An 18,706-nucleotide genomic window follows, 5' to 3' on the forward strand; every position below is an offset into this window, starting at 1 on the left:
GACCTCGCAGTTGAACGAGAGAGATTGCTGAAGGATGGATTTGACCGCCCAACGACGATTGATCACCGCGTTGACTGCAGGCTGCTTGGCCGTTGCAGCGGTGGGAATCGTCTGGTCGCTCGGCGGTATTGATTCACCCGGTCGGCAATTCGACGCCACACGCGGATCGCAGCCCGGCAAGAAAACCGCGGTCGACCCGCCGCAGCAGGAGTCGCCGACTGTCGAAGCGGCAGGCCAGATCGACCTGGCGTTGAAACTGCAACAGCCCCTCTACGACCCGCCCAAGCCACCGCCGCCCAAACCCAAACCTCAACCGAAACCCGTGGTCGTCCGCAATCCGCCGGCGGTCAAAGCGCCGCGTCTGGATTGGACGCTGACCGGAACGATCATCGACTCCGCTCAAAGCGTTGCGATCCTGACCGATGCGTCCGGCAAGACCGACATCCGTGGTGCGGGCGAAGTCGTCGAGCTGTCACCGCCGGGCGTATTGGTTCGAAAGATCGATTCAGAGAAGGTCACGCTGGAGGTTCGCGGAACGGAGTCGACGTTGCGATTGAAATCGTCGTTTCAGTCCAGCGGCGGCGGCAAGCCCGATCGGCCGAACCGGAGACCAGCTCGATGAGCGATCGGTTCTGCATCGACGGCGGTGGATTGATCGCGCACACCGAATCAGGATGGTTCCTTCAAGTCGGCTTCGAACAAACCGAACTTGCCGCCGAAACGCCGCCGAAAGTTGTCGCCGAACGGTTCGCCCATCTGTGCGACTCGGTCAAAGGGGCCGACAAACGATGTGTGCTCGGCGTGCCCAGCGGCGAGTGCTTTTTCGTCTGCGATGAACTGCCCGATTCGATCGACGCCAAAGACCGTAGCGCCGTCACGTTTGAACTGGAACGCCATTTTCCGCTCGACGCCGAATCGATGGTCGCGGACTATTTTGTCCGTGCCGCATCGGGGCAAATCGCTGCGGTCGCAATCGAAACCCGCCGACATCAACCGACGGTCGACGCGCTTGAAGCGGCGGGGATCGAAGTCGTTTCGATTCTGCCGACGGCGTTCCTGATCGCCAGAGCCTTCTACCGCAGCGACGCCGAAAAGTCACCGTTCACCTTGTGGATCTTCGCCTCGACGTCGGCCGAATCGTTGTCGGTCGACGGCGGCGGGGTGTATCGCTGGCGGCAGTTCTACGACGCCGATGATGAACTTCGTCGACATCAAGCCACCGTCGCGGACCAAGTCGACGCATCAGAAAGGACCGTCATTGTCGGCCGAAGTGAATTGACGTTTCAACCGCGCGGCCGAGTCCAATGGTGTGATCGCGATGCCGTACGTCTGGCCGCCGAAGGTGCGGGGCTTGCACTCGGCGGTCGTTGGGGGCGTTGGCCCGACTTGCGGCGTGGTGACTTGGCACCGAGCGATCCGCTGTTCGCCGTCGCCGGCCCCCTACGCAAGCTCGCGGTGGCGGCGACGTGTTGCTTTCTGATCCTCTCGATCGCGGCTTGGTATCGCGGCAATCGGCTGGCCGCCGAATCCGAATCGGTTCGACAGCAACAGCGCGCCGTGTTCGCCGAAGCCTATCCGGGGCGACGCGTTCCCGTGATGTTGATGCGAACCGTACGGGGCGAGTACAGCAAGACGCTTGGTTCGCGCGGTCGGGGCGATGCGATCAAGCTGCCGGTTCCCGCGACGCGCGTGCTCAAGGATCTGTACCGCGGTTTGGAACACGCGCAACGTGTCGGCGGCGTGCGGCTGCGTTTGATGGATTTGAAGATCGTCGATGGCGTCTGCTCCTTGACCGTGCGCGCCGTCGACGCCGTCCAAATCGGGACCATCGCCAAGTCGCTCGAAACGATCGGGTTCGACGTCACGCCACCGGCCGCCGAGCAGATCGATCCCAGCAAGGACGAGCCGATTCCGACTTACCAATCGACCCTCTCGGCCGTTTGGAATCCGCCCGCGAATCGGGCGGAGGAAGGAGTCGAATCGTGACTGTAACGACGAAACGATTGATCGCCGCCGCAGCCATCGTGCTGTTGGGACTCTACGCCACGTCGAGTGTCATGAACACGTGGTCAGCGGCGAGCCGGCTGCAGCTGGATCGCCAAGACTTACACGAGCTGCGTCAAAAGCTGGACGAGATCGAACGGGTCGCCGACGCGCCTCGCGTCGCGGCGTTGGAACTGGAAGAACCCAACCAAATCTTGGATCGCATCAACGCGGCGCTCAAGCAAGCCAATCTGTCCTCCGATTTGCTGTCAAATCAAACTCCCAACCAACCGCAGCGGATTGGTCAGACGGATTTCAAACTTCGGCGGGTCGAAATCAAACTCAACGCGGCCACGGTTCCCCAGATCGTCGCCTTTTGTGACGCGCTCAAGGATGAATCGACCGGCAGTCTGGTGAGGGATTTGCAGCTCTTTGATCCTCGGCAATCCGGCTCGCGGGAAACCTGGAATTCTCAGCTGACCTTGACCCAAATCATCTTTTCACCGAAAAGCGACACGTGAAAGTGCCTCGGTGGAAATGGAATGCGTCGAAACGGAGTTCGTAGCGATCGATTGCGGCTAACGGTGTTGTCTGCTGCGCGGGCGACGGCGCGTCTGACGGTGCGTGCAGCTGTGGGGTCGTTGAGCGGTTCGCGGCGAGCTTGGGGTCTGGTCATCCTGTCGGTCGCCGGTTGTCTGTTGCCGGGCGGGTGCTCGTCGCTTCAGAGCAAGAATCGATCGGTCATCAAGGTTCAGACCAAACGGGACACCGAGCGGGCCAATCGGCTGACGTATGCGGGGATTCGATCACTGCAAAAGCAGCAGATCGACCGGGCGGCCAAACAATTTCGTGAAGCGGTCGAGGCTGATGAGACGTATGGCCCGGCGCACAATAATCTGGGTCTGATGCATTATGAACAAGGCAACTTGTATCAGGCCGTGATGGCATTTGAGCAGGCGCGGGAGTTTTTGCCTGGCGACCCGGCGGTGGTCTACAACTTGGCATTGGCGCTCGAATCGGCCGGACGGACCGACGAAGCGCTCGAGCTTTATTACACCGCCATTGCGATGGATCGCGCCAATCCGCTTTATCTTGGCAATTTGGTCCGGTTGCGGGTCCGGCTGGGCGAGCACGATGACGTGCTGGTCCAGCAACTCAAGGATTTGGCCCTGATCGAAACGCGACCGGATTGGAGACGCTGGGCGGACACACAGTTGGCGCTGTCGCAAAACGATGTGTTGGATCGCGGACCGGAGACACCGGATCTGGAGTCGACGGTCGACCGCGCAGTCGGGTCGGATCCCGGGGAACTGCGTACCAAGATCATCGATTTGACACCGGTCATGACGGCTTCGGCGGAGGAGCCGATTTCAGACCCGCTCAGGTTCGACGATTTGCCCGATGCTCCGCGCCGCAAAGCCCCACCGCTCCGAGCTCCACGCAAGGCCCCACGCCAAGACGGTCCGACCTTAGACTTGACTCCGCCCGCCCCGCCCGCCGCCGAAGCGTCATCATTAGAAGAAAGCTACGTCGAAGACCTGACCGACCACGACTAAACATTCGCTCCACCCCCACACCCGTCCACCCAGGGACAGACCCCATTCACCCAGGGACAGACCCCATTCACCCAGCACCCGTCCACCCAGGGACAGACCCCATTCACCCAGGGACAGACCCCATTCACCCAGAATGTTCACCCGGGGACAGACCCCGGATGCTCCGAAATTGCGGGGACAGACCCCGGGTGCTCGAGCGGACGAATGTTCACGTGAATGTTCACTTGGGGACAGACCCCGGTTGTTCAGGGACAGACCCCGGTTGTTCAGGGACAGACCCCGGTTGTTCGGGGACAGACCCCGGTTGCTCGGGGACAGACCCCGGTTGCTCGGGGACAGACCCCGGTTGTTGGGGACAGACCCCGGTTGTTGGGGACAGATTCCGGTTGTTGGGTGTTGCTAGCAACTTGGAGGTCGACGGCATTCTTATCGGTGCCGTGTCCCCGGTGGGTGCTGGTGGGGTTTGCTAGCGGCGGGTGGCTCTGCCTTCGATTGTCTTGCTGTCATCGAAGGGGTGCAGGGGTGTGCTTTCAAAGGTGGTCTTGGTGTGGACGTGCACGGACCCGAAGCCCCCTGACCCGGAGCCCCCTGACCCGGAGCCTCCTGACCCAAAGCCCCCTGACCCAAAGCCGCGGAACAGTCGCGAAAGTACAAACTTGCGAATCAGATTGCGTCCGACCGGAACCAGCATCACAAAGCCGACGATGTCGGTCAGCAAGCCGGGGGTGAGCAGCAGGGCGGCGGAAAATACGATCATCAATCCGTCCTGAATCTCGCGGCTCGGCATCCGGCCTTCGGCCAACGCCAATTGAAACTTTTGCCACGCAATCAGGCCCTCACGTTTGGCCAGCCAAGAGCCGATAATGCCGGTAATGATGACCAGCAAAAATGTCGGACCCGCCCCCGTGAAACCGGCAAGCTGCAACAACAGATACAGCTCCACCAGGGGGACGGTAATGAACAGCAGAAGAAGTCGAAGAAGCATCTCGATCGCCTGAAATGGGCGGAAAAATTGGACGACAGCGTTCAAAATGAACCTGTTTCGGACCGGTCCGTCGGAGTGCCATCCTGACAAATGTCCCTTGCAGAACGGATCAGGACGCGAATTTCGTGCCAGATCCCACAATTTCCAATCACCCCCCGCACCAATCCATCAGGTGACGATCGTGATCGCCCAATCCCTGACGATCCCCAACGCGGAAGATTTGTACGCGCGGCTCTGGCATCGCGGCGACGGCACGGAGCTGGGCGTGATGATTTTGGTGCACGGATTGGGGGATCACGGTGGACGATTCGCGTCCTTTGCCAAGCGGATGCTGCGTCGCCGCTGGGCGGTTTTCGCCTTCGATTTGCCCGGTCACGGCCGCTCGCCGGGACGACGCGGAACCGTCAAGAGTTACGATTCCATTTTGCAGATCATTGCGTCCTCGCGGAGGCTGTTGTGGGACCGCTTCGGCGAGAAGGATCAGGTCGTGGCCGGCCACAGCATGGGAGGCAATTTCGCGGTCAACTACGCCCTGCGCCGCGATGAGTTTGATTCGGTTTCGACGCCAGATCTTTCGGGATTGGTATTGGTCGCACCGATGTTGATGCCACCCACTTTCCTGGATCGACCGAAGCTATTCGCTGCCTGGGGAACCGGCCAGTTGTTTCGTTGGATCCAAATTTCCAAACCGGCCAGAGTGGAACAATTGACGCGCGACCACGAAGCAGCCGAGCGTCTTCGAGCAGACCCGTTACAACACAGTCACGTCTCGCTGTACTTGGCGACCCAACTGCTAGCGCAAGGCCGATTCGCACTCGACCACGCCGCCGAGATCGAGACACCGACGTTGATCATGCAAGGGACCGAGGACGAGTTGATCGATCAGGCCGCCTGTCGCAATCTGGCACTCCGCATGCGTGATCGCGGCGAGTTTGTGCGGTGGTCAGGCGGACGACACGATTTGGTCCACGACGTCGACGCCGACGCCGTGGCGGATCAGATGGCGGGTTGGATGAACGGCAAGCTCACCCGAGTCACACCGACAGTGTCGAACGGGTCGACTGCACTCGGTACGCAACTGCCGTCACGGGCTCAAGTAACCGAACTGTGTTGCGACGGTATCGCTTGAGACATAAAACGCGCAGTGCCGGGACATAGCCGCTGGGACATAGCCGCTGGGGCAGTGATCGCGGAAGCAGGCGCTGCTTACCCGATCACGTCGCAACCCATCCAGGGTTGCAGCACCTTGGGAACCGAGATGCTGCCGTCGGCGCGTTGATGGTTTTCGATCACCGCGATCATCGCACGTCCGGTGGCGACGGCGGTGCCATTGAGCGTGTGCAGGAACTTGGTTCCCTTCTCTCCGGTTACCTTGTAACGCGTGTTCAGCCGACGCGCCTGGTAGTCGGTGCAGTTGCTGGTGCTCGTCACTTCGCCCCACTCGCCGGCGTCGCCCCGCCCCGGCATCCAGGCTTCCAAATCGTACTTTCGATAGGCCGGACCACCCAGGTCGCCGCTGGCAGTGTCGACGACACGGTAGGGGACTTCCAAGGCATCGAACAATTCACACTCCAACGTCCGCATCTCTTCGTGCATCGCGTCACTGTGCTCGGGCAACGTGAAGGCGAACATTTCGACCTTGGTAAATTGATGCACGCGGTACAGACCTTTGGACGCGCGACCGGCCGCTCCGGCTTCGGTGCGGAAACAGTGACTGAGCCCGCACAGCTTGATCGGCAACTCGGTGTCGGTCAACGTTTGATCGGCCATCATGCCCCCGAGTGTGATCTCCGCGGTGGCGACCAGGTTCAGCTCCGTGTTCTCGATGCTGTAAATCTGCGTCTCCGGACCGCGCGGGTTGAACCCGGTTCCCTGCAGCACGCTGGTCAGCGCCAGGTCGGGCGTGGACACGGGGGTGAAACCGCGATCGGAAAGGAAGGCAATGGCGAACTGTTGCAGCGCCAGGTCCAAGCGGACGGCGGCGTTGCGGAGAAAGTAGAACCCGGCCCCGGCGACACGCGCACCGGCTTCGAAATCAAACAGGTCGTGCTTTTCACCGAGCTGCAGGTGGTCCAGCGGCTGGAAATCGAACTCCGGTTTCGGCGTCGCACCGAACGACAATTCCTTGGCATCCTCTTCGCCACCGGTCGGCGCGTCGGGGTGCGTCAGGTTGGGGATCAGCGTTTGGATCGCCAGGATTTCAGTTTCGAGATCGTCGCATCGTTTTTGTGCGTCATCTTTCTGTTGTCGCAGCTCGCGGCCCTTGGCGATCAGCTCTTGCCGTTCGGCATCCCCGGCGGCCTTGGGGATTTGTTTGCTGACTTCGTTGGCTTGGCGATTGAGCTCTTGGGCGAGCTGCAATTGTTCGACGCGTTGACCGTCCAGCTCGACGATGCGATCGACATCACATGGCACGCCGCGTCGCTCGCAGTTCTCGCGGACCAGGTCGACGTTTTGGAGGATGAATTTCCGATCTAACATGATGAGTTGAGGTAGGTGGGGAAAGGTGAATTCGAAAGTGTTGTAGTCGTCTCAGCGGCGGGTGAATGTTGATCGAGGCTGAAAATGATTCGATGACGCCTGATCGACCCTCCCCTTATAGCATCTCCTCAGTGTTCGGCGTTGAGCGTCCTTGCCATCGCGCAGCCCTTTCCGCAGCGCAGCTTTGGCATGGCGGATTCTCAACGCCGCGCTGATTATTATTTGAAGCGGTAGCCAGCGGAGTGCTACGGATCCCCTCCCCAGCCGCATGACGGCTTAGCGAGACTTCCGAGCACACCGCTCGCTTCATCCCAAAACGGATCACTCAGATGTAGCTTAGCGGGCTCTCTATAAGGTTTCCGAAGTGGGTGAGGCTGGACTACCAATCACACAAGCCTTTCAACTCGGTGAGACTACAGCATGAACGACAATTCACCCACACTCAACCAATCCATCGCGCTTTTTGTTGGAATCGATTGGGCTGATCAGAAACATGACTGCCACATCATTGATTCTCAAGGCAGAGAATCGGCGATGGAACTGCCCCACACCCCCGAAGCGATCAACCAATGGATCGCCAAGATGACTGAGAAAGCCAAGGGCGGGAAAATCGCGATCATGCTCGAACAGTCCAAGGGCCCCCTGATCCATGCCTTGATGTTCCGTCAGAACATCGTTCTCTACCCGATTAACCCTAAACAACTCTCTCGCTATCGAGAAAGCTATCCGGGTGGCGATGGCAAAAGTGATCCTACCGACGCGATGTATCTGGCCAGGCTTCTTCGCGAACGAATCGAGACCCTTAAGGCATGGCTGCCTGATGATGAGCAGACGCGATTGCTGAACCGGCTTTGCGAGCAAAGACGCTTCATCGTAGGCAGCCAAACAAAACTGCGTCAGCAGCTTATCAGCGTACTTAAACAGTATTTTCCTGTAGTTTTGGAGCTGTTCGGCAAATCCCACCAGCTGGATTTGCTACTGGCTGTACTCAAGCGGTGGCCTGATCCCAGGCAACTCCGTCGTGCTGATCGTCGGTTGATTGTTCGGGTTCTGCGAGAACACGGAGTCCGAAATGAGGAGCGGCAAGAAGAAGCCCTCGATGCCATTCGTAGCTCGCCGTTGCTCTGCGATGACTCTGCCCTGATCACTCCCATGTCCATGACGGTTAAGCATTTGGCTCAGCAAATCGAAGGATCCATCAAAACGATTGAGCAGTTCGACCAACAGATTAGCGAGTCGTTCAAGGCTCACGGCGATGCCCACCTGTTCTCCTCGCTCCGAGGAGCCGGCCCAGCACTTGCGCCTCGACTTCTGTGTGCGTTCGGTTCGCAGCGTGATCGCTGGTCCGATGCCGATGAACTGGCTTCCTTTAGCGGAATCGCACCCATCACGCGTCAAAGCGGAAAGCAGCGTCATGTTCAACGGCGCTATGCCTGCCCGAAATACCTTCGCCAAACCTTTCATGAGTTTGCAGCCGCAGCCCGGACATGGTGTCCGTGGACCAAAGCTCGCTACCAAATGTTACGAGCCCAAGGAATGAAACACCACGCGGTGCTACGCAAGCTCGCACGTAGTTGGATCCGGATTCTCTACCGCGTCTGGCAGACCCGCATCCCGTTCGACTGTGGTCGATACATTGAAACTCTCAAACGCCGATTACCCGGTATCGTCCCCTACCTCGAAAATTCCTGAAATCCGAAAACAAGCCACTTGCTCAGAGCTCAGATGTCTCGCTTCGCTCGACCCTCCCGGCCAGGGAGGGTTGCTTCATTGGAAGCCTATTCCACTTGTTTGGCGATTTCATTCCAGAGCCGGGCGGAGGCTTGGATGCCGCGATGGTAATCCTCGACACGAAATTTTTCATTGGGGCTATGGGCGTTATCGTCGGAAAGCCCCCAGCCGAGCAACAGGCAATCGCAGCCCAAGACCTCTTGGAAACGGGTGACGATCGGAATCGAGCCGCCTTCGCGAATGAAGACCGGTTTGGCACCGAAGGCGGCGTCGATGGCCCGTTCGGCGGCCTTGGCGAACGGCGTGTCGATGTTGGCCAGCATCCCGGGCGCCCCGTGATCGGATACCAGTTTCCAGCGGACACCGGGCGGAGCGTTGGCGCTGAAGTGTTCGTTCAATTGCTGCGTCAGCTCCCGGGGGTCTTGGTCGGCGACCAACCGAAAGCTGATCTTCGCGGACGCTTTGGCGGGGATGATCGTCTTGACGCCTTCACCTTGATGGCCCGAGGTCAGCCCGTTGATGTCGAACGTCGGTCGTGCCCAACGTCGCTCGTCAGTCGTGTAGCCTTGTTCGCCGAACAGTTCCTGGACACCCACGTTTGCGGCAAACGCTTCGTCCGATTGCGGAAGCTCGCGCCATTGCCGCCGTTCCTGGTCGGTCAGCGGCTGAACGCGATCGTAGTACCCTGGGATTTGGATCACGCCGTTTTCATCGACCATGGAGGCCAACATCTTGCACAGCGCGATGGCGGGGTTCATCACCGCACCGCCGAATGATCCGCTGTGCAGATCTTGGCTGGGGCCGTCGACGCTCAATTCGTAGGTGGCGATGCCCCGCAGCCCATACGTGATCGCCGGTTGTCCGTCGGCGTACTGGCTGCTGTCGCTGATGACGACGCAATCACAGGCCAGTTTTTCGGCCAGATCCGGCAACATTCGCTCCAGGTTTTCGCTGCCCACTTCCTCTTCGCCTTCGATCAGAAACTTGATCTGCAGCGGCAAGGGGTGACCGGCCGACAGCCAGCGACAAACGCTTTGAATGTGCGTCAGAACTTGTCCCTTGTCGTCGGTCGCACCGCGGGCAAACAGATCTCCATCGCGAACGGTCGGTTCGAACGGTCCGCTGACCCAATCTTCCAGCGGCTCGGCGGGCTGGACGTCATAGTGTCCATAGACCAAAACTACCGGCGCTCCCTCGATCGGAGCGGTTTGGGCAACCACCATCGGATGTCCCTCCGTCGCGATGGTTTCCACCGACAGTCCGGCCTGCTCCAGTTTTCGGCTGACCCAGTCACAGGCCTGGCGAACTTCCCCCTGACGCCGGCTGTCGCTACTGACGCTAGGGATCCTTAACCACTCCAGAAGGTCGTCCAAAAGCGCGTTGCGGTCGGAATCGAGCGATTCAATCAATTGGTCCAGTGACGCGTCGTCGAGCGGCCCGGTGGCCGCATTTTCACGGGATGGAGACACGGGAACGACTCAGTGAATGTGGATGAAAATCGGAAAAAACCATCAAAATCGGGTCTGCCTTCGGTTCTGCAGCCGCGCTACAATAGGTCCCGTGTAATCGTAGCAACAGAGGGCGTGACCGTTCGCCCAGCGTTCACACGACGGAGCAGTTTTCGAAAATGTCAGACAAGCAAGTCGCGGTTGCCGATCCGGCCGTCGAGCAAGAGCAACAAACCAAACCGAAGAAACAGCCTCGCTACAACGTCGTCCTTTGGGATGACTCCGATCACAGCTACCAATACGTCGTGATGATGATGCGAAAACTGTTTCGCTACCCGGTCGAAAAAGGGTTCCAAATCGCGACCCAAGTCGACAGCCACGGCAAAGCGATTTGTCTGACCACCACCATGGAACACGCCGAATTGAAACGCGACCAGATTCACGCCTACGGCAAAGATGACTTGATCCCGCGTTGCAAAGGCAGCATGAGTGCGACCATCGAACCGGCCGGCTAAAGCATGTCGGCAAAGCTACGCGTCACCACACTCGGTTGCAAAGTCAACCAGTACGAAACCGAACTCGTCCGACAAGGCTTGCAGCGTGTCGGATTTGAAGACTGCGCCCAGGGAGACCAGGCCGACGTTTGCATCGTCAATACCTGCACCGTCACCAATCAAGGTGACGTCAAAAGTCGGCAGGTGATTCGCCGCATGGCGCGGGAAAACCCCGATGCCCGGATCGTCGTGATGGGCTGTTACGCCACGCGGGCGCCCGAGGAAGTCGCCAAGCTGCCCGGGGTGGCCGAAGTCGTCACCGACAAACGAGAACTGCCCGATCTGATGTCGCGGTTCGGCGTCGTCGACGTCCCCACCGGGCTGGACGGCTTTTCCGGACGGCATCGCGCGTATGTCAAAGTGCAAGACGGTTGCTTGCTTCGATGCAGCTACTGCATCATCCCCCACGTGCGACCCAAACTGACGTCGCGGCCGCTGGCACACATCGTCGACGAAGTCCGCCGGTTGACCGAAGCGGGCCATCGCGAAGTCGTTCTGACGGGAATTCACCTGGGACACTACGGCGTCGATTGGAATCGCAACAAACCGCGCGACGAATGGACGCGGCTGTCGGATCTGGTTCGACAGCTCTGTCAGCTGCCCGGCGATTTCCGCATCCGACTGTCCAGCATCGAAGCGACCGAGGTGACTCGCAGCCTGATCGGCGTGATGACCGAGTTTTCCGATCGCCTCGTCCCCCACGTCCATCTGTGTCTGCAATCGGGCAGCGACTCGGTGCTGCGTCGGATGCGTCGACGCTGGGGCACACGGATGTTTCTGGACCGTTGCCGCATGCTCAATGAAGCGCTCAACAAACCGGCGATCACAACCGACATCATCGTCGGATTTCCCGGTGAAACCGAAACCGAGTTCCAGCAGACGCTGCAGACCTGTCGCGCCGCCGGGTTCTCCAAAATCCACGCCTTTCCCTTCAGCGCTCGCCGCGGCACACCCGCCGCCGAAATGCCGGACCAGTTACCCGGCGATCTCAAGAACCAACGCGTTCACCAACTCGCCGAACTGGAGTCCGAACTTCGCCGCGACTACTTTGCCAGCCTGGTCGGTGAATCCGTGCAAGTGCTGGTCGAATCCGATCGCGAACTGGTCCGGCTCGATGGCAGCGAGAGTGAATCGCGGTTGTTACGCGGGACGACCTGCCGCTACGCGCCGGCCGAGTGGGTCAGTGATGATCCCGGCATCACGACCGGAGATCTGGTAACCGCCAAAGTCATCCGTGCCGACGACGAACGGATCACCGTTTCGGCGTCCAACGGATAGGTCACGCTGTGCGTGACCGATGCCTGCAGCGTCTCCCCCACGCCTACGTCGTCGAGCTTTGCTTTTCGAATGTCGCGGCCTGGTCTTGTGGTGCGTTTTCGAATTGCTGTGGCACTTCGAAGTCTTCCATCGGGGCACCCTTGCTGGTCGGTTCCAGGTAGGTGTATCCGGCGAGAGCTTTTTCGAACGCGGCGACGATTCGGCCGGCTTGTTGGTGATCGATCCGCTCATCCGAGATGGCGTCTTCGACCGACTGCCCGATCCGGTCGAGCAATTCGCGGTCGTCGTATTGAACGTAGCTGAGCACTTCGGAGACGGTGTCGCCCTTGACGATCGAACGGATCTTCACCGCCGATCCCTCGCACTCGACGTGCACCGCGTGCGTGTCGCCGAACAGGTTGTGCAGGTCGCCGAGGATTTCTTGATACGCCCCGACCATGAACACCGCCAATTGATACGGCTGGCCGTCTTCGGGCGGATGAAGCAACAGGGTGTCACAGCAATCGTTTTCAGAAACAAACGAATCGACTTTGCCGTCACTGTCGCAGGTGATGTCGCCCAGCACGGCGTGCCGGGTGGGGCGTTCGCCGAGCCGATGGATCGGCATGATCGGGAACAACTGGTCGATCGCCCAGGCATCGGGCATCGATTGAAACAGCGAGAAATTGACGAAGTAAATGTCGGAAAGCATGCGATCAAGATGTTCCAGCTCGGCCGGCAAATCGCCTTCGGCCTGGGCCAGTTCGCGGACGCGATGGCACAGGGCGAAGTACAGGTTTTCGGCTGCAACACGCTGTTCCAGCGGCAGGTACCCGCCGCTAAATAGGTTCATGCACATGTCCAACGTCAGCTGCGCATCATGAAACTTTTCCATCATGTTGTCGGCCGTCAGATTCGCGTAGGCGTCCCACAAATCACGGACCGGTTGTTCGTAATCTTCCGGCGGCCCTTCCGACTGCGGCTCGCCGTTGCCCGGCGACGCGGCCCAGGGTGGCAAATCCGCGTTACCCTGTTTGGTGACGCCCAGGGTTTCCATCACCAGGATGCTGTGATGGGCGGCAACCGCGCGGCCGCTTTCCGAAATCAATTGCGGGTGGGGAACGCCAGCTTCGTCGCAGACGCTCTGCACGTGGTAGACGACGTCGTTGGCGTATTCTTGAATCGAGTAGTTCATACTCGATTGGCTGTCGGTCTGGGTGCCGTCGTAATCGACGCCCAATCCCCCGCCGACGTCCAGATACCCCATCGCGGCACCACGGCGTTGCAGATCGACGTAGATCTGGGCGGCTTCCAGGATCGCCGACTTCAGCTGACGGATGTTTCCGATCTGGCTGCCGACGTGAAAGTGCAGCAGTTGAAAACAATCCTCGAATCCCATTTCGATCATGCGGTCCAGCGACGCCAAAACCTCCGCCACCGTCAGCCCAAATTTACTGCGGTAGCCGCCGCTGGCCTGCCAACGGCCGCTGCCGCGGGTGGCCAGTTTGACCCGCATGCCGATCGTGGGGCGGACGCCGACGGCCGACGCGACACGGAAGATCAGATCCAACTCGCTGGCTTTCTCGACCACGGGGAACACGGTTCGCCCGAGCCGCTGGGCCATCATCGCCAAACGGATGTACTCTTCGTCTTTGAAACCGTTGCAAACGATCGGCACCGAAGCGTCGCTCATCGCGATGGCGGCCAGCAGCTCGGGCTTGCTGCCGGCTTCGACGCCGAAACCCAAGGCGGCGCCTTCGGCGACAATTTGTTGAACGACTTCGCGCTGTTGGTTGACCTTGATCGGGAACACACAGCGATAGCGGTTCCGGTAGCCGTTTTCGTCAATCGCCTGGGCAAAGCAGTCGTGCAGATGATGCAGTCGGTCGCGGAGGATACCGTTGAAGCGGAGCAGAATGGGCAGGCTGAGCCCGCGGTCGACGAGTTGGTCGACGAGGGCCTTCAAATCGATAGACGTATGTTCATCTCGCGAAGGCGAAACGACCACCGTGCCTTGCTCGGAAATACTAAAATACCCGTCGCCCCAGCGATCGACACCATATTCTGCCACCGAATCTTGGACCGTCCAGCGATCCTGACGAACTTGCTTCAATGCTTGATTGCCTCGAGAAAGAGGTCTCGATCGGTCGACCGAGACGTGTTGGGAAAGGGTTCAACGACAGAGCGTAGTGGAATCGAGCGGGCCTGTCAGCTCAACTCGGGACTCGGCGCCCCGTTTTGGTAGACACTTTGCACCTTGGCGATCCGCTGAATGAACTGTTCGATCGTCGGCGTTCGCTCTTCGACTTTGGGGTGCATCAACTGCATCACACCGCGGGCCAACGAGGGATCGACGTTGGGGCAGACATCGACCAGCGGTTTGGGGGGCGAGGTGTCGTGATGCAGGGCCGCCCGTCCGCTGACAACATCCCCCTGCCAGGGATGGCAAAAGGCGATCAAACAGTAGAACGTGACGCCGAGCGAGAACAGATCGACGCGTTTATCGGTCGGCCGTCGGCGGACGATTTCGGGCGACATGTAAAGCGGCGTCCCGGTGCGGTTGCCGGGCACCATGAACGGCGGGGTGGCCGGCAGGGTCAGCCCAAAGTCGATCAGTTTGACGTCCTCGGACTCCGGCAGCAGGATGAAGTTGCGGGGGCAGATGTCACGGTGGATGAAGCCCTGGTTGTGCACATACTTGAGTGCTTCACACATCGAACGGATCAGCATCATTCGTTTGCCGGCGACATGATGTTCCTGCTTTTGGACGATGATGTTCTGCATGCTCGGCCCGGCAACGAACTCCATGATCAGAATCGGTTGCCCCTTGGTGGACATGCCGATTTCATAGGTTTCGACGACGTTGGGGTGGTGCATTTTCAGGGCGATTTGGCCCTCGGACGGTTTTTTCAGGTGGCGAAACCGGCTTTCGAACAGCTCCACCTTTTCCGGGTCCAGGATCTTGATCCCGACCAGGCGGCCGCCATGATCGTGGTCCTTGGCGACGACAAACTTGGCCATCGTGCCGGTGAACGCGGTCCGTTCCAGCGTGAACCGCTTTTGAATATCGATGCGTCCACCGCTGCTGCTGCCGCCGCTGCCGCCGAGCATCGATTTGACGGAATCAAAAATCCCCATGGATGACCTACTTTCCGCAATAGTCGATCGCGCGGGCGATTTCAGTTTTCAGGTGTTTGCGATGCACAATTCGGTCGATGTAGCCGTGTTCCAGCAAAAACTCGCTGGTCTGGAACCCTTCGGGCAATTCAATTCCGATGGTCGCCTTGATCGTTCGCGGGCCGGCAAACCCGATCAAGGCTTTGGGTTCGGCAAACACCAAGTCTCCCAGGGAAGCGAAACTGGCGGCGACACCGCCCATCGTGGGGTTGGTCAGGACGCTGATGAACAAGCCGCCCGCTTTGTCGTAGCGGGCCAGTGCGGCGCTGACCTTGGCCATTTGCATCAGCGACAAAATGCCTTCGTGCATCCGTGCCCCTCCGCCACTGGCGCTGATGATGATCAGCGGCAAGTCTTGCGTGGTCGCATGTTCGATCAACCGCGCCAAACGTTCACCCACCACCGAGCCCATGCTTCCCATGATGAACGCGCTGTCGGTCACGGCGAGCGCGACGCGGCGGGCCCGAATCATGCCGGTCCCCGTGATCGCGGCGTCGGACAAACCCGTTCGCTTTTGTTCCCCGACGAGTCGTTCGGCGTAGCGTTTGCGGTCGGAAAACTCCAGCGGATCGGTCGGTCGCAGGTGCTCGTTCATCGCCTCGAACGTGCCTTCATCGACCACCTGGACGATTCGATCGGCCGCCGAAACGTAAAAATGGTGGTCGCACTTGGGGCAGACGTTGAGTCGCTGTTCGACTTCTTTTTTGTAGACGCTGGTCCCACAACCGGGACACTTCAGCCACAAGCCTTCGGGGACGCCCCGTTTCTTGGGTGGCTCCTGGGGGGAATCGCTAGGTTCGGGCATGGTAGAATGAGGCTGAGATTCGAGGGTGTCCATGCGAAAGAATCGAAGCGTTTCGGGCGATCGGCTTGCAGTGGAGTGGTGGAGCGCGCAGGCTGTCCGTCGGCCTGTCTGGCCACGTAGTTTAGCTGATGACGTCGTTTTTCTCAGCCCCTAATTGAAATCCAACCTCGCGATCGGGCGGTCTGTCCTTGGGCGGTACGATTTCTCTGGCCGAGCGAAACGCTGAAATCTCCGAGAATCGATGTCCAAATTGGGCGTTTGCTCCACTAACGAAGTATCCTGCCCAACCCCCTTTCCTCCCTACTGTTTCCGACTCACAACCATGATTGGCAATCTCTCCAAATCACGATTCCGGGGCTTCCTGGCACCATTGGCCGTGCTGGTGGCGGTTTGCACGCCGCACCTCGTGTTGAATTCGGCCCCCGCGGCCGAGATCTTTGTCGAAACCGAGAGTTTTGACGATCCCGGCGGGTGGAAATTGGACACCCAGTTCATCCAGCAGATGGGGTCTCCCTACCTGCTCGCGCACGGACTGGGCACGCCGGTCGACGACGCCGTGACCCAGATCGACGTGAAACAACCCGGGACCTACCGCGTCTGGGCCCGCACCTTCGACTGGGTAGCTCGCTGGGACGCCCCCGGGCACCCTGGCAAATTCCAAATTCAGATCGGTGACCAAACGCTCGACGAAACCTTCGGCACCGAGGGTGCGACGTGGGGCTGGCAAGACGGGGGAACGATCCAGCTGTCCCAAGGAAAAACGGAACTGCGGCTGAAAGACTTGACCGGATTTGACGGCCGTTGCGATTGTCTTTACCTGACGACGCAACTCGACAGCGACCCACCGCCACCGGCCGACAAGGTGTTGTCGGATTGGCGACGGAAGCAATTAGGGTTGCCCGACGAGCCGCTCCAACGTGGACCGTATGACTTGGTGGTCGTCGGTGGCGGTTACGCCGGCATGGGCTCGGCAATCAGCGCCGCCCGGATGGGATGCCGCGTCGCCCTGATCCAAGATCGTGGTGTCTTGGGAGGCAACGGATCGAGCGAGGTGCGTGTCTGGGCGATGGGCAATATCCGCCGCGGGAAGTTCCCCCGGATCGGCGAGATCATCGAGGAGTTCGCCGACCAAGCGACCAAATCACCCGGCCGCTATGAGGAGTTCGGCGATGATCTGAAAGAACGCGTCGTTCGCGCCGAGCCCCAGATCGATCTGTGGCTCAATCACCACGCCTTCGATGCCGTCGTCCAAGACAATCACATCGTCTCGGTCGATGCGCTCAACACGAAAACCGGCGAGGTCGTTCGCATGCTCGGAGACCGTTTCGTCGATTGCACCGGTCACGGTTGGCTGGGCCAATTCGTCGGTGCCGATAGCGACATGGCGCCCGATGGCCGAATGGGGATGAGCAACATGTGGCGATGGGATGAAACCGATTCACCGAAGTCGTTTCCTGAAACGCCGTGGGCGCTGGATTTGGAAATGCAAGACTTTCCCTATCCCCGCGACCACCACGGTCAGTGGTTCTGGGAAAGCGGTTTTGACAAGGACGCGATCGGTGACGCCGAAGGCATCCGCGACTGGAATTTGCGCGCCGTCTACGGCGCGTTCAACGCCATGAAGAACCGCGACGGCGCCGCCGATCACAAGACCGCCGTCCTCAGTTGGGTCGCCTACGTCGGTGGCCCACGCGAGAGCAATCGGTTGCTCGGGGACGTCGTTCTGACCCAGGATGACATCGTCGCCAAACGCGATTTCCCCGATGGCTGTGTCCCCAGCACCTGGTCGATCGACCTGCATTACCCCAAGGAACAATACGCCAAAAAATATCCCGACAACCCGTTTATCAGCGTCGCCGTCCATGACCGCCGCGTCGATCGATCCTACGGTTACCCCGTCCCCTATCGCTGTTTCTACAGCCGGAACATCGACAACCTGTTCATGGCCGGACGAAACGTCAGCGTCACCCACGAAGCCCTCGGCACCGTTCGCGTGATGAAGACCTGTGGCATGATGGGCGAAGTCGTCGGCAAAGCGGCATCGATCTGCGCCCTTCGCGATTGCACCCCACGCGACGTTTATCAAAACCACCTCGATGAGCTGCTGGAATTGTTGGAATTGCCGGGCAAGGCGCGTCGCAGCACTCCGTCGGCTCCGATCACGATCGACGAAGGGGCACTGCCACGGGCATCCAAATTCGGCCCGATGACCGGCCAAGATCCGGCGTCCTTCGAAGGCATCGTGATCGACGATCGTGAAGCAGAGCTGAAGGGGAAATGGACCAGCGGCGGCGGCCGAAATGATCGATATGTCGCCTACAGCTACAAGTACGCCGGCCCGGGCTCGGGGGCCCAAGCGACCTACACGCTCAAAGCCCCGCGAAGCGGTCGATTTCAAATCCTGGTCGGTTGCTCTCCGGCCGATGACCGTTTCAACAATCGCGCCACCGATGCTCCGGTTGAGATTCGAATCGGAGATCAAGTGGTAACCGAGAGCGTGAACTACCAGGGAACCGAGGACCGCCAGTTCACGCCGGTCGCGACCATCGACGTCGAAAAGGACGAAGAAATCAAAGTCGTGATCTTGACCGAACAAGCCAACGGTCTGGTGCATCTGGATGCCGTCCAGATGATTCCGGCAAAGTGACCGACGGCTGACGTGACGCATGCAGGACGGAATGACATTCCGTCCTGCATGGTTGCCGCGCACTCATCGGCAGGCCAGATCA

General features: G+C 59.7%; 15 protein-coding genes. 9 read left to right on the forward strand and 6 right to left on the reverse strand.

The genetic code is table 11. The features are described from left to right. The first annotated feature begins 34 nt into the window (after nt 1-34). From TBK1r_RS37715 to TBK1r_RS37730, 4 genes are read left to right on the forward strand one after another with little or no spacing between them, the layout of a single operon-like run. Nucleotides 35-622, forward strand: coding sequence for a type II secretion system protein N (locus TBK1r_RS37715; protein WP_145221657.1), 588 nt, complete (start codon nt 35-37; stop codon nt 620-622). Beyond that, on the forward strand, nt 619-1,986 hold the full coding sequence (locus TBK1r_RS37720; RefSeq protein WP_145221660.1) for a type II secretion system protein L: 1,368 nt from the start codon (nt 619-621) through the stop codon (nt 1,984-1,986). Before TBK1r_RS37715 ends, TBK1r_RS37720 begins: the two co-directional genes overlap by 4 nt. Then, entirely contained in the window at nt 1,983-2,504 is a 522-nt protein-coding gene (locus tag TBK1r_RS37725) for a type 1 periplasmic-binding domain-containing protein (RefSeq protein ID WP_145221663.1), read from the forward strand. Before TBK1r_RS37720 ends, TBK1r_RS37725 begins: the two co-directional genes overlap by 4 nt. Nucleotides 2,505-2,525: 21 nt before the next feature. Next, nucleotides 2,526-3,539, forward strand: a complete 1,014-nt coding sequence (locus TBK1r_RS37730; protein WP_145221666.1) for a tetratricopeptide repeat protein — start codon at nt 2,526-2,528, stop codon at nt 3,537-3,539. A 466-nt stretch (nt 3,540-4,005) separates the two neighbouring features. On the opposite strand, the gene TBK1r_RS37745 is transcribed toward TBK1r_RS37730, so the two are convergent. Continuing rightward, nucleotides 4,006-4,524 (reverse strand): FxsA family protein, encoded by a 519-nt coding sequence (locus TBK1r_RS37745; protein ID WP_145221675.1) that lies wholly within the window; start codon nt 4,522-4,524, stop codon nt 4,006-4,008. A 181-nt stretch (nt 4,525-4,705) separates the two neighbouring features. Between TBK1r_RS37745 and TBK1r_RS37750 the strand changes: the two genes are divergently transcribed. Next, nucleotides 4,706-5,653, forward strand: coding sequence for an alpha/beta fold hydrolase (locus TBK1r_RS37750; RefSeq protein WP_419580784.1), 948 nt, complete (start codon nt 4,706-4,708; stop codon nt 5,651-5,653). Nucleotides 5,654-5,730: 77 nt separating this feature from the next. Here the strand turns inward: TBK1r_RS37750 and serS are convergent, their stop codons facing one another. After that, on the reverse strand, nt 5,731-7,005 hold the full coding sequence (gene serS / locus TBK1r_RS37755; protein WP_145221681.1) for a serine--tRNA ligase: 1,275 nt from the start codon (nt 7,003-7,005) through the stop codon (nt 5,731-5,733). A 420-nt stretch (nt 7,006-7,425) separates the two neighbouring features. Between serS and TBK1r_RS37760 the strand changes: the two genes are divergently transcribed. Further along, nucleotides 7,426-8,697, forward strand: coding sequence for an IS110 family RNA-guided transposase (locus tag TBK1r_RS37760; protein WP_145212265.1), 1,272 nt, complete (start codon nt 7,426-7,428; stop codon nt 8,695-8,697). An 86-nt stretch (nt 8,698-8,783) separates the two neighbouring features. Here the strand turns inward: TBK1r_RS37760 and TBK1r_RS37765 are convergent, their stop codons facing one another. Beyond that, the gene (locus TBK1r_RS37765) at nt 8,784-10,154 is read right to left on the reverse strand and encodes a dipeptidase (protein WP_145223397.1); all 1,371 of its coding nucleotides are present in this window, start codon (nt 10,152-10,154) and stop codon (nt 8,784-8,786) included. A 209-nt stretch (nt 10,155-10,363) separates the two neighbouring features. Here TBK1r_RS37765 and TBK1r_RS37770 point away from each other — a divergent pair, with 209 nt between their 5' ends. Both TBK1r_RS37770 and mtaB read left to right on the forward strand, forming a co-directional pair. Further along, nucleotides 10,364-10,699 (forward strand): ATP-dependent Clp protease adaptor ClpS, encoded by a 336-nt coding sequence (locus TBK1r_RS37770; RefSeq protein WP_145221684.1) that lies wholly within the window; start codon nt 10,364-10,366, stop codon nt 10,697-10,699. 3 nt (nt 10,700-10,702) lie between these two features. Continuing rightward, complete coding sequence (gene mtaB / locus TBK1r_RS37775) at nt 10,703-12,016, forward strand: tRNA (N(6)-L-threonylcarbamoyladenosine(37)-C(2))-methylthiotransferase MtaB (RefSeq protein ID WP_145221687.1); 1,314 nt, start codon at nt 10,703-10,705, stop codon at nt 12,014-12,016. 43 nt (nt 12,017-12,059) lie between these two features. Here mtaB and speA read toward each other — a convergent pair whose 3' ends face one another. The 3 genes from speA to accD all read right to left on the reverse strand — a co-directional run bounded on the left by speA (nt 12,060) and on the right by accD (nt 15,977). Then, on the reverse strand, nt 12,060-14,108 hold the full coding sequence (gene speA / locus TBK1r_RS37780; RefSeq protein WP_145221690.1) for a biosynthetic arginine decarboxylase: 2,049 nt from the start codon (nt 14,106-14,108) through the stop codon (nt 12,060-12,062). 95 nt (nt 14,109-14,203) lie between these two features. After that, on the reverse strand, nt 14,204-15,133 hold the full coding sequence (locus tag TBK1r_RS37785) for a serine/threonine protein kinase (protein ID WP_145221693.1): 930 nt from the start codon (nt 15,131-15,133) through the stop codon (nt 14,204-14,206). Between the two features lie 7 nt (nt 15,134-15,140). Next, a complete protein-coding gene (accD, locus tag TBK1r_RS37790) occupies nt 15,141-15,977 on the reverse strand; it encodes an acetyl-CoA carboxylase, carboxyltransferase subunit beta (RefSeq protein WP_372894788.1) in 837 nt (278 codons plus the stop codon). Nucleotides 15,978-16,299: 322 nt separating this feature from the next. Here accD and TBK1r_RS37795 point away from each other — a divergent pair, with 322 nt between their 5' ends. After that, complete coding sequence (locus tag TBK1r_RS37795) at nt 16,300-18,624, forward strand: FAD-dependent oxidoreductase (RefSeq protein WP_419580785.1); 2,325 nt, start codon at nt 16,300-16,302, stop codon at nt 18,622-18,624. Nucleotides 18,625-18,706 lie beyond the last annotated feature (82 nt).

This window comes from Stieleria magnilauensis, assembly GCA_007753675.1.
Lineage (GTDB): Bacteria > Planctomycetota > Planctomycetia > Pirellulales > Pirellulaceae > Stieleria > Stieleria magnilauensis.

Bases quoted from the DNA above. Each gene is read 5' to 3' on its own strand.
- serS (WP_145221681.1), bottom strand. From the start codon at position 7,005: ATGTTAGATCGGAAATTCATCCTCCAAAACGTCGACCTGGTCCGCGAG.
- TBK1r_RS37785 (WP_145221693.1), bottom strand. From the start codon at position 15,133: ATGGGGATTTTTGATTCCGTCAAATCGATGCTCGGCGGCAGCGGCGGC.
- TBK1r_RS37745 (WP_145221675.1), bottom strand. From the start codon at position 4,524: ATGCTTCTTCGACTTCTTCTGCTGTTCATTACCGTCCCCCTGGTGGAG.
- TBK1r_RS37795 (WP_419580785.1), top strand. From the start codon at position 16,300: ATGATTGGCAATCTCTCCAAATCACGATTCCGGGGCTTCCTGGCACCA.
- TBK1r_RS37715 (WP_145221657.1), top strand. From the start codon at position 35: ATGGATTTGACCGCCCAACGACGATTGATCACCGCGTTGACTGCAGGC.
- TBK1r_RS37770 (WP_145221684.1), top strand. From the start codon at position 10,364: ATGTCAGACAAGCAAGTCGCGGTTGCCGATCCGGCCGTCGAGCAAGAG.
- mtaB (WP_145221687.1), top strand. From the start codon at position 10,703: ATGTCGGCAAAGCTACGCGTCACCACACTCGGTTGCAAAGTCAACCAG.
- TBK1r_RS37720 (WP_145221660.1), top strand. From the start codon at position 619: ATGAGCGATCGGTTCTGCATCGACGGCGGTGGATTGATCGCGCACACC.
- TBK1r_RS37760 (WP_145212265.1), top strand. From the start codon at position 7,426: ATGAACGACAATTCACCCACACTCAACCAATCCATCGCGCTTTTTGTT.
- accD (WP_372894788.1), bottom strand. From the start codon at position 15,977: ATGCCCGAACCTAGCGATTCCCCCCAGGAGCCACCCAAGAAACGGGGC.
- TBK1r_RS37730 (WP_145221666.1), top strand. From the start codon at position 2,526: ATGCGTCGAAACGGAGTTCGTAGCGATCGATTGCGGCTAACGGTGTTG.